Origin of the sequence: Aminobacter anthyllidis (assembly GCF_018555685.1) — a bacterium.
GTDB lineage: Bacteria > Pseudomonadota > Alphaproteobacteria > Rhizobiales > Rhizobiaceae > Aminobacter > Aminobacter anthyllidis.
On the sequence record NZ_JAFLWW010000003.1, the window covers coordinates 470,729 to 482,688 of the forward strand.

The following is an 11,960-nucleotide window of genomic DNA, read 5'->3' on the forward strand; positions in this document are numbered from 1 at the left end:
CAGTGCGGGGGTTACTGCAGCGGCAGTCCGCTCAGTATTCCTTCTCGTAGAAGATGCCGCCCTTGGCCTCGCCGGCGTCGGTGGCCTGGCCGCGCAGCTTGACGCCACGGCCGACATTGAGATCGATCGTCGCCTTGCCGGACCCGGGCTGGTCGCCAGCCTCGATCGACAGATAGGTGCGGTCGTTCAGATACTTGCCGACGGCAACCGAGGTGTCGCCCTGCTCGTTGGTCTTGATGTCGAGGTCGTCGACGCCGAGCGTCGCGCGCAGGCTCGACAAGAGCGATGTGGAGCCGCCGATACCGGCCATCTGGGCGGCGGCGTCGGCGAGCTGGGCGATCTGCAGCGGCGAGAGGTTCGACATCGAACGGCCGAAGATCAGCCGCGCCAGCACTTCGTCTTCAGGCAATGCCGGCACCGAGGAGAAGGCGAATTTCGGATTGTTGGCCTCGCCCGTAATGCCGATCGTGACGGTGGCATCGCCGGCGGTCGTCTCGGCGGCAAAGTTGATCGTCGGCACCAGCGAGCCGGAGAAGCCGACGGAGCCCCGGGTGAAGTTGAGCCGCTTGCCGAGAATGGACAGGCGCCCCCGGCGCAGCGTGAATTCGCCAACGGCCTGCGGCGACGCGGACGATCCCGACAGGCGCAGCGTGCCGCCGAGTTCGGCGTCGAGGCCCCGGCCCTGGACGAAGATCTGGTTGGGTGCATTGACGGTGACATCGAGCATCAGCGCGCCGCTGCCGCCGCTCGCCTTGGCCGGCGGGCGCATCGCCTCCTGCTGGGCGACGACCGCCTTGGGCGCGTTCTTGTGCTTGACGTCGACGGCGGTCAAAGCGCCCGGGAATTTTTCCGGGATGCTGATGACGGTGCGGGCAAGGTTGATCGTTCCCGACAGCACCGGCGCCGAAACCAGCGGGCCCTTGATGGCGATGTCGCCGCCGAGATTGGCGGTGACGACCCGACCATCGGTATAGCGGCCGTCGGTCAGCTTGATGGCGATATCAGCCGGGAAGCCCTGCGCGGCATTGGTGCCGACCGTGCCACTGGCAGTCAGCGAACCGCCGGTCGACAGAGCGCCTGTCAGCCGGTTGATGCGGGCAACGCCGGCGGCGATGCCGACATCAAGATTGATGTCGTTGATGGCGATGCCCGACTGGGCGATCAAAAGCCGTGCGCCGGAAGCGCGAATGCTGCCGCCGATGACCGGCGACGTGGCGGGGCCGCGCACCTGGACATTGACGTCAGCCGACCCACTCAGCGCCATGCCCTGTGCGGCGAGCGTGCGGCCGAGGAAGGAGAATGGCACGGGACCCGCGAAATTGAGGTCGAGCGCGACCGGCTTGGCGTCGGTGACGACGGTGCCGCCGCCCTTCAGCGCCAGGCCCGCCCCCTCGCTGATCGTCGACTGGAAGGTGAGCTTGCCGCCGGCAAAGGTGCCGGTAGAACCGATGTTCATGGCGCCGAAGCCAGCGCCCGTGGTCTGCGAGGTTGCCGCCCCCGCGACCTTGAGGTCGTAGCCGACGGTCGGGTTGGCGGCGGCGCCCGACACCTTGACCGTACCCGAAATGGAACCAGCGGCACCGAGGCCGGGCGAGAAGGAGTTGGCAAGCGAAGCCGGCACGTTAGCCAGCGTGGCGTTGAGATTGAGCGCAGAGCCGGCGGTGCCGGAGACGGTCGCCGTGCCGCCGCCGAGATTGAGCGTAAGCTTCTCGAGCGTCGTCGTGCCGCCAGCAATTGAGACCGTCGTCGGGCGCGCGATGGCAGCCTTGATGCCGCGCATGACGGCTTCGCCCGAGGCGAGTTCGATGGTCGTGGTGCCGCCTGCCAGCTTGACGCGGCCTGCCGCCTTGGCCGGGATATCGGCGACGGTGGCGCCGCCGGAGAAACCGGTCCATTCGCCATCGCGCTTGAGATCGACTGATATGCCCGAGATGACCGTCTTGCCCGAGGTCACCGACTTGGCCTTGATCGTGCCCGAGATCGCCGGCGCCTTGAGATAGTTGAGGATGTCGGCGTTGATGGAAACGTCGCTGGCTGAGAGATCGCCGCGCTTGAGCGAAGCCGTGCCCACCTCGACGGTCGCCTGCGGGACATCGCCGGAACGGGTGAAGTTAATCGTGCCGCGCAGATCACCTTCAGCTTTCTCAAGCGCGAGTGCTGCGAGCGGACCGATGTCGGGCATGTCGATGTTGACGGTGCCGAGCGGGGCGAAATCCTGGTCGAGGACAAGGTCGCCGGATAGTTTGTTTTCGCCCAGCGACAGGGACAGGCCCTTGATCTGGCGCTTGCCGTCGGCAGTGGCGAGCACGGCACTGCCCTGAAGCGGCTGGCCGGCGACGTTGCCAGTGAGCGCGACATTGGCGGCCGGGTTGGCCTGGTCGATCTTGCCGGTCGCCTTCAGGCTGAGGCCGGTGATCTCTCGGGCCGCCGCCTCGATGCGATCGCTGGTGACGGTGAGCGAAATGTCGGGCGCGGTGCGCGCGCCCTTGGCGGTCAGCGCGAAGTCGACCGAGCCCTTGGCATCCTTGGACAGCAACGAGATGTCGGCGAAGGACCCCTTGAGGTCGGCGTCGACATCGGTGCCCTTGATCCGCGCCGTGCCGCTGGCGGTCAGCGCGCCGGAGGTGAACTCGATGGCATTGGCGGCGAAGCTGCCTTCGGCGTCGCGGCTGGCGGTGGCGGAAAACTGGGTACGCTCGGCGAGCGCGAGGCGGACGGCGGCGGGCAGTGCTGTGGAGGCGACATCGGCCTTGACGCCGAGTTCAAGCGACAGGTCGGCCAGGTTGAGCTTGGCGTTGAGCGAGCCGTTGAGCGTATCGCTGCGGATCGTGCCTTCATCGACGACGACCTGATCCTTGCCGATGGAGCCTATCATGTCGACCGCGACACGGCCGGCGACAAGCGGCGCGAGCGTCGCGACATCGGTCTTGAGTTCGGCAACACCGAGCTTGATCGACAGCGGGCCGCTGCGGTTGGCGATGTCGAAGCTGTCGGAATGAGCGGAGGCAGCAATGTCGCGCAGCTCGGTGTTGCCGGCGATGACCGACAGCAGCGAGGCGCTGAAATCGACGGCCGGCACCTTGCCGTCGCCGAAGGCGCGCAGGCTTGCAGCATTGATGGCAACGGTGACCGGCTGGGCATCGCTGCCCAAGCTCAGCACGATCGGGCCCTCATTGGCCTTGACGTCGAGCGACAGGTCGGCGGCACCTTCCGGATTGAGCGAGCCGGCGGCATTGGCGGTCAGCGCGCTGCTGGCGACGGTCGCGCGCTCGATGTCGACGCCACCGGTCACAGTCCTTGTTCCTGCGATGTCGAAAGTGGTGTTGCCGGCGAGCAGCGGCTTCAGCGCGGCGGGCAGGAAATCCTCGAACGCGCCGTCGCCCTTGGCCGAAATGACATTGCCGTTGTCGGTCAGCTGGTGGGTGCCGGAAATGCGGGTGACGACCTTGCCGTCGACGGCGAAGGTGCCGTTGCCGCTCCAGTTGGCGGCAGGCCCCTCGCCCGAAACGACGAGTTCGACCGCCGGCTGGTTGGGCAGATTGAGCAGATTGGCGATGATGCCACCGGCGGGCTCTGAGGCGCGGATGTTCAGCGCGATGCGGTTGTCGGCAGGCGCGAACGCGATGTCGGCATCGACGACGCCCTGCTTGCCGTCACTGCGCGAGACGTTGAGCCTGGTCTCGATGCCGAGCGGCGAACGGTCGGCGTGAACCATGCCCTTGGCGGCAAGCTCGGCGATGCCGGTGCCGGCCAGCGCTTCGCCAAGCGCGATCTCGGGCAGCTCGATCTGCTTGATGTCAATCGAAACCGGCAGCGAAAAGCCGCCCGTGTTCTCTTTCTTTGTGCCACCCTGCGGCAGGCGGGCGACCTCGATGCGGTCGGCGGCAACCCTGTCGGCACGGAAAGTGCGCGACAAAAGCGCCAGTGGCGACCAGTCGACGGCAACGCCACGCAAGGCGAGCCAGGCGCCCTGGCTGTCTTCGATCACCACGTTGTCGAGCCTGAGATTGCCCGACCAGATGCCGCCCAGCCCGCTCAGCCGGATCTTCTGGTCCGGCGTCGAGGCAACGCTGGAAATCAGCCCGGCTAGGTTTTCGCGGCCCTTCGCGGTCAGCGTGAAGACGGCGGTGGCGCCGATGACGAAGGCCAGAACGACCAGCACCGCGATACGGAGGATGCGCAGGATTTTCTTCAGCATAACCATCGCAATCAGAACGCCTGGCCGACGCCGGCGTAGAAGCCGTAGCTCGGATCGCCGGGGCCGGGATTGAGCGGCACGGCGACGTCGACGCGCAGCGGGCCGAACGGCGTAAGATAGCGGACGCCAATGCCGGCGCCGACCTTCACGGCGCCGAAATCGGGGAACTGCTTGGCGGAGACGGTGCCGGCGTCGATGAAGGGCACGATGCCGATCTTGTCATTGAAGGCGTAGCGGATCTCGACCGAGGTCTCGGCATAGGACAGACCGCCCGTCGGCTTGCCGCCGATCTCGGGGCCGATGCCCTGATAGGCATAGCCGCGTACCGAGCCGCCGCCGCCGGAGTAGAAGCGCCTGTCGGCCGGCACGTCGTCGAGGCCCGCGCCGAGGATCGAGCCCATGGCGACGCGGCCGGCGAGCACGAAGCGGTTCTGGTCGCCGAGGCCGTAATAGGCCGAGCCCTCGCCCTTGAGCTTGACGAAGGCGTTGCCATTCAGCGCGTCATAGGTCGGCTCGATATAGGCAAGGGCCCGGAAGCCGCGTGTCGGGTTGAGCTTGTCGTCGCGGTTGTCGAAGGCATATTGCAGCGGCGTCGAGACCAGCAGGTAGCGCTTGCCCTCAGGGTTGAGCGCGTCCTCGATGTCGGAATAGTCGACGGCGAGCGCGGCCGAGACGGTCTGCCGCCTGTCCAGCTCGTAGGAAATGCCGGTGTTGCCCTTGACCGAGAAGATGTCATAGGCGTCGGGGTGCTCGAACGACACCTTGGCGTTGGCAAAGAACTTCGAGGCCGGCCCGATGACGCCGGGCTTTTCGAACATGATGCCGGCGTTGTAGTTGAGCTTGCTCAGTTCAGTGGTGTCGCTGATGCGGCCGATCGAGCCGCTGATGCGCAGCTTTTCGGCACGCCCGAACAGGTTGCGGTGGCCCCAGTAGCCTTCGAAGCCGGCGCCTTCCGTATTGGAGAAAGTGGCGCCGGCGCCGAAATAGCGCATCTTGCGCTCGCTGACGCGGACATCGATGGGGATCTCGCCGGCCGGGTTGAGGGCAAGCGCCTCGTTGATCGACACCGAGCTGAACACTTCGAGCGCAAGCAGACGGTTGCGCGCCTCGTCGATTTCCTTGGGCGAATATTGCCGGCCGCGTTCGAGGCCGGTCATGTAGACGGTGAAGTCGCGGTCGACGGCCTCGGTGCCTTCGACCGTCGTTTCGCCATAACCGGCGATCGGGCCGGCGGCGACGTCGAGGGTGACGTCGAGCGTGGTGGTGGCGTGGTCGGCGACGATGGTGCGGCTGGTCACCTTGGCGAGCGGCCTGCCCTCTTCCTTGAGCGCGCGCACGATGCCGGCCTCGGCCTTCAAGATGGCGTCCGAGGCGGCATTGCCGCCGGCGATCAGGCCGAAATCGGCGCCCCGGATGTTGGCGGCGTCGCCCTTGAGCACGACGTCGCCGAGCGTGAACATCGAGCCGGGCTGGACCGTGACGCTGACGGGGATTGGCTGCGGCCCGTCGAACACGGCGTCGGGCGCGAGATCGTCGAGGTTCTTGCCGGCAATGGAAATGTTGACGACGCCGTCATAGTGCGCCTTGGAAAACAGCGCCGCGACGAGGCGCTCGCGGTCGTTGCGCGCCTTGGCGAGCAGGCCGAGCGAGCCCGACACCGGCCGCTCCTCCTCGCCCTTGAGCAGCGAGGCGTTTTCGATCGCCTTGCGCAGGTCGTCGTCAGTGGTGTCGACTTCGAAGGTGACGGCATAGTCGAGCGGGTCGACGACGTCGGCGTCGTCTTCCTTCGACGAGCCCCACAGCCTGATTCCGAAGATTTCAAAGGCGGCCGCCTTGTGCGTTTCAACGGCAAGGATGGTAGAAGACAAAGCAAGCGCAACCGCCGCGCGCGGAAGCGCACGGGCGAACGTTGGTCTGTCGAATCCACGCAAACGCCGCACAAACATCAAGCCAAGGTAACTCCCAATCCTAAAATTGGAATGAAGTTTCTGGCATTTCGTAAAGCAGCCACATTCGATATGTCAGAATTCATTGGGCAAATGAGCGACAGCCGGGCCAGGGATTCGGGTGTTGTCATCGGAGCGATCCGCATGGTCGGGCAATATCATGCACAGCGTCCAAGACAAGTATTAACGTAGCAGGCCAGGCCTGCGCGGCTGCAGTATTGACTGGACTGTGGCAAGCTTAGCATGTCGTCTTGAGCGACGATCAGGGTGGTGGAGGGATTTGACGATGCGTGCGGTGCGGGCTTTTCCGGTATTCGTTCTTCTCGTTCTGGCCGCGGCATTCGGGCTGGCCAACACATTCGAGGCGGCGGCGGTCGAAGCCCGGCGCGTCGTGACGACCGAAAACTCGGATTATTTCGGTTTTGACCTGCGCTCGGAGCAGAATGTCAGCCTCGACCAGTGCCAGACCTCGTGCCTGGGCGACCAGTCGTGCCGCGCCTTCACCTACAACACCAAGGCGAAATGGTGCTTCCTCAAATCCGATTTCGCCGTCATCAAGCCGTTCACCGGCGCGGTTGCCGGCAAGGTCGTGCCGGTCAGCGGTGAAGCAGACATCGGCGCGCCGGCCGAACTCACGTTCTTTCCGGCCTCAATGGTCGAGGAAGCCCGCCAGTTCCGCAGCGGACTGACCACCAACACTGTCGTCGATCCGGCGCTCGGCCTCGCCGCGCTGATTGATGCCGGCGAACAGGCACTCTTGGGCGGCGACAGCCGAACGGCGATGCAGAAATTCCGCGCCGCAGCGATCATCCTGCCCGACGACGCCGCGATCTGGACGCGCCTCGCCCGCGCCACGCCGACAGTTTCGCCGATCAATGGCGAAGAAACCGCCTCCCTGCAGCGCGACACGACGTCGACAGCCTACAACGCTTATCTTTTGTCGCGCTCGGCCAGCGGCCGCGCAGAAACCCTGGCACTTCTGGCGCGCGGTCTCGACAAGCGCGACATGTTCCGCCCCTCGCTGCAGGCCTATGAGGCGAGCCTGGCACTCGACAATTCGGCCTCCGTCCGCGCCGAATACGAGGACCTGAAAGCGCGAAAGGGCTTCCGCGTCGTCGAGCACACCATCGACGCCGACACCACCTCGCCGCGCGTCTGCGCCCAGTTCTCCGAGGCGCTGGTCAAGACGGGCGTCGACTACGCGCCGTTCGTCACCATCGACGACGCGGCGCCGAAGAGTGTCGAGGCCAAGGACCAGCAGATCTGCGTCGAAGGCCTGCAGCATGGCCAGCATTACCGCGTCACCTTCCGCTCCGGCCTGCCGGCAGCACTCGGCGAGGTGCTGGAAGCCCCTGTCGTGCTCTCGGTCTATGTCCAGGATCGTGGCCAGTCGGCGCGTTTCACCGGCGACAGCTTCGTTTTGCCGTCGACCGCCCGCCGCGGCATCCCTGTTGTCACAGTCAACATGGAAGCCGCCAATATGAAGCTTTACCGCATCGGCGACCGTTCGCTGGCGCAGCTGCTCTCCGGCTACCAGTTCCTGCGCCAGCTCGACGGCTATGATCTCTCCAGCATCTCCGACCAGATGGGCGAGCCGGTCTGGGAAGGCCAGCTGGCGATCACCAACGAGCTCAACAAGGAAGTGACGACCTCCTTCCCGGTCGACGAAGCGCTGCCGAGCCGCAAGCCCGGCGTCTATGTGCTGACCGCCCAGCCGGTCGACGACAAGAGCGACACCTGGGCGACCAAGGCGACACAGTGGTTCGTCGTCTCCGACATCGGGCTGTCGACCTACACCGGCCAGGACGGGCTCAACGTGTTCGCCCGCTCGCTCGGCTCGGCCAAGCCGATCGCCGACGCGGAGCTGACGCTGCTTGCCCGCAACAACGAGATCCTGGGCACCGGCAAGACCGATGCCGAAGGCCGCGCCACCTTCAATCCCGGCCTGACCCGTGGCGAAGGCGGCCTGGCACCAGCCGTGCTGATGGCCAAGCAGGGCGACGCCGATTTCGTCTTCCTCGACATGACAAGGGCCGGCTTCGACCTCTCCGACCGTGGCGTCACCGGCCGTGCCGCACCCGGCGCCCTCGACGTCTATGCCTGGACCGAGCGCGGCATCTACCGCGTCGGCGAGACAGTTCACGCAGCGGCATTGGCGCGCGATGACACCGCCAAGGGCGTCGACAATTTGCCGCTGACCTTCATCTTCACCCGCCCCGATGGTGTCGAGGATCGACGCGTCGTCAGCCAGGGCGGCAATGCAGGCGGCCATGCCGTCGACCTGTCGCTGTCCTCCGCCGCCATGCGCGGCACCTGGACGCTGGCCATCCACACCGACCCCAAGCAGCCGGCGGTGTCGAGCCAGATGTTTTTGGTCGAGGATTTCGTGCCCGACCGCATCGAATTCACGCTGACCTCCGACCGCAACGAGATCGCGGCGGGCGAGACCACAGAGGCCACCGTCGACGGCCGCTTCCTCTATGGCGCACCGGCCGCGGGCCTGGCGCTCGAAGGCGAGCTGACGCTGTCGACCAAGCGCCAGTGGGACAGCTTCAAGGGCTATTATTTCGGTCTCGCCGACGAACAGGAAGGCGAAGCCACGCGCATTCCGCTGACCGACATGCCGGTGGTCGGCGATGACGGCAAGGCAACCTTCCCCGTTTCTGTCGACCAGCTGCCGTCGACGACGCGGCTGGTCAACGCCGCGCTGACTGTGCGCATGCGCGAGACTGGCGGCCGCGCCGTCGAGGAAAAGCTCGACATCGGCATCCGTCCGCAGGCGACGATGATCGGCATCCGCCCCGACTTTTCGGGCGAGGAAGTGCCGCAGGGCGGCACCGCCAAGTTCAGCCTGATCGCGGCTGAACCCGGTGGCCAGCGCGCCGAGCTCAAGGGCGCGCAATGGTCGCTGGTCAAGGTCGAGCGGAACTACCAGTGGTACCGCTCCGGCAATAGCTGGAATTACGAGCCGGTGACCTTCACCAAGTCGGTCGCGACCGGCCAGGTCGATCTCACCGCCGATGCCGAAGCGACAGTTTCGCTGCCCGTCGACTGGGGTCGCTACCGCCTTGAAGTCGAGACAGCCGATCCGACTGGGCCGGCAACCAGCTACGAGTTCGACGCCGGCTGGTACGTCTCGGCAACCTCGACCGAAACGCCCGACGGCCTCGAAGTGGCGCTCGACAAGGAAGCCTACAAGGCAGGCGAAGTGGCCAAGCTCCAGGTTTCGCCGCGCTTTGCCGGTGAGCTGCTGGTCACCGTTGGCGCCGAAAAACTGCTCAAGACCATCACGGCGAGCATCCCCGAGGGCGGCGCAACCGTCGACATCCCGGTCGGCGAGGACTGGGGCGCTGGCGCCTATGTGACCGCCACGCTCTACCGCCCCGGCGAAGCGCAGGAATCGCGCATGCCGGCCCGCGCCATCGGCCTGAAATGGCTCTCGGTCAATCCCGCCGACAAGAAGCTGGCCGTCGCGCTGGCGCTTCCGGAGAAGACCGAGCCGCGCAAGGCGCTGTCGATCCCGGTCTCGGTGACCGGGGCAGCCGCAGGCGAAAAGGCCTATGTCACTGTCGCCGCCGTCGATGTCGGCATCCTCAACCTGACCAGCTACAAGGTGCCGGATCCCGAAGGCTGGTATTTCGGCCAGCGCATGCTGGGGCTTGAACTGCGCGACCTCTATGGCCGCCTGATAGACGGCTCGCTGGGTGCGATGGGCAAGCTGCGCACTGGTGGCGATGGCGCAGCACTGACCTCTCAGGGCAGTCCGCCCAAGGAAAAGCTCGTCGCCTTCTTCTCCGGCATCGTCGAGCTCGACGCCGACGGCAAGGCGACTGTCGACTTCGACATTCCGCAGTTCAACGGCACCGTGCGCGTGATGAGCGTGGCATGGACGAAGAACGCCGTCGGCCACGCCACCGGCGACGTGATCGTGCGTGATCCGATCGTGCTGACGGCCGGCATGCCGCGCTTCATGGCGCCGGGCGATTTCGCCCAGATGACGCTCGACATCACCAACACCGACGCCCCGGCCGGCGACTACAGCTTTGCCGTGGAGACGACGGGCGACCTGTCGACCGGCAGTGCCGCCCTGCCCGAAAAGGTGACGCTGGAGCCAGGCAAGCGCCAGACGCTCTCAATCCCGCTGATGCCCCTGACGGCAGGAACCGTCGGGCTGAAGATCCGGCTTGCCAATGCCGACGGCCTCGAAGTCGAGCAGGAACTGTCCATGCCGGTGCGGCCCGGGCAGTTGCCTGTCACCACGCGCATGGTGGTGGACCTCAAGCCCAACGCCTCGCTGCGCATCGACAAGGAACTGCTGGCGGCAAGCCTGCTCGACGACGCCCATGTCAGCGTCGGCGTGTCTCTGGCCTCCGCCTTCGACGTGCCGTCGCTTTTGATGACGCTCGACCGCTACCCCTATGGCTGCGCCGAGCAGACGACCAGCCGGGCACTTCCGCTGCTCTATGTCAGCGAGCTCAGCGCCGAGAACGGCATGGCCGAAGACCCCGAGCTGCGCGAGCGCATCCAGGGCGCGATCTATCGCGTGCTCAACTACCAGTCCTCGTCGGGCAGCTTCGGCCTGTGGGGCCCGGGCTCGGGCGACCTGTGGCTCGACGCCTATGTCACCGACTTCCTGACAAGGGCGCGCGAGAAGAACTTCGACGTACCGCAGCAGGCGATGATGCAGGCGCTGAACAACCTGCAGAACGCCATCGGCTACGATGTCGATGTCGAGGACCGCGGCTCGGAGATCGCCTATGCGCTCTATGTGCTGGCGCGCAACAAGAAGGCCTCGGTCGGCGACCTGCGTTACTTCGCCGACACCAAGCTGGAAGCCTTCTCCAGCGCGATGGCGGTCGCCCAGCTCGGCGCGAGCCTCGCGCTTTACGGCGATGCCCAGCGTTCGGAAAGCCTCTTCGGCGCTGCCCTGCAGATCGCCAGGACGACGACCGAGCATGACTGGTACCGCTCCGACTATGGCTCGCGCCTGCGCGATGGCGCGGCCATGCTGGCGCTAGCTGCCGAAAGCAAGCCGTTGCCTTCGGTGGTGCCGGAACTGGTCAAGATGGTGGCGGCCGACCGCGCCAAGGCACGCTGGACCAGCACCCAGGACGACGCCTGGATGCTGCTAGCGGCACGCGCGCTGAAAGCCGGCAACGAGGCGATTGCGCTCGACGTCAACGGTGCCGCTCACAAGGGCGCCTATTCCGAACGCGTCGACGGTGCTGACCTTTTGACCAACCCGATCGTCATCGCCAACACCGGCAAGGACGCCTTGCAGGCGGTGGTGACGACAGTCGCCGCCCCTGCCCAGCCGCTGCCCGCCGGCGGCGACGGCTTCACCATCGAGCGCACCTACTACCGCCTCGATGGCTCGGAAGCCAATGTGACGGAGGTCAAGCAGAACGAGCGTTTCGTCGTCGTGCTCAAGATCAGCGAGCTCAACGACTGGCCCTCGCGCGTGGTGGTGGCCGACATGTTGCCGGCCGGCTTCGAGATCGACAATCCGGGGCTGGTCAACAGCGCCAACCTGTCGAACTTCTCCTGGCTGGAACAGACGGAAGCCGCCCATCTCGAGTTCCGCAACGACCGCTTCATCGCCGCCATGAACAGCGGCGAAGGTGCCGACCAGGAGTTCACGCTCGCTTATGTCGTGCGCGCGGTGACGCCAGGCACCTACGCGCATCCCGCTGCCAATGTCGAGGACATGTACCGCCCGCAATATTCGGCGCGGACGGCCACCGGCATGATGGAGGTGAAGGCGGAGTGATCCGCCTTCAAATGCCTATGTCTCGCGAAAACGGTTGCCCGAAGCG

At 66.0% G+C, this 11,960-nt stretch carries 4 protein-coding genes; 2 read left to right on the top strand and 2 right to left on the bottom strand.

Going from position 1 to position 11,960, the window contains the following annotated elements:
- Positions 1-31 precede the first annotated feature (31 nt).
- The gene (locus J1C56_RS11940; RefSeq protein ID WP_338001428.1) at positions 32-4,198 is read right to left on the bottom strand and encodes a translocation/assembly module TamB domain-containing protein; all 4,167 of its coding nucleotides are present in this window, start codon (positions 4,196-4,198) and stop codon (positions 32-34) included.
- Positions 4,199-4,209: 11 nt separating this feature from the next.
- A complete protein-coding gene (locus tag J1C56_RS11945) occupies positions 4,210-6,144 on the bottom strand; it encodes an autotransporter assembly complex protein TamA (protein ID WP_214389327.1) in 1,935 nt (644 codons plus the stop codon).
- On the opposite strand from J1C56_RS11945, the gene J1C56_RS11950 reads away from it, so the two are divergent.
- Positions 6,034-6,336, top strand: coding sequence for a hypothetical protein (locus J1C56_RS11950; RefSeq protein ID WP_214390313.1), 303 nt, complete (start codon positions 6,034-6,036; stop codon positions 6,334-6,336). The genes J1C56_RS11945 and J1C56_RS11950 overlap by 111 nt on opposite strands.
- Positions 6,337-6,424: 88 nt before the next feature.
- Positions 6,425-11,914, top strand: a complete 5,490-nt coding sequence (locus tag J1C56_RS11955; RefSeq protein WP_214389328.1) for an alpha-2-macroglobulin family protein — start codon at positions 6,425-6,427, stop codon at positions 11,912-11,914.
- Positions 11,915-11,960: the final 46 nt, after the last annotated feature.

What these genes read in the sequence shown, in the direction of transcription:
- J1C56_RS11940 (WP_338001428.1), bottom strand. Translation starts at nt 4,198, where the DNA reads ATGCTGAAGAAAATCCTGCGCATCCTCCGTATCGCGGTGCTGGTCGTT.
- J1C56_RS11945 (WP_214389327.1), bottom strand. Translation starts at nt 6,144, where the DNA reads ATGTTTGTGCGGCGTTTGCGTGGATTCGACAGACCAACGTTCGCCCGT.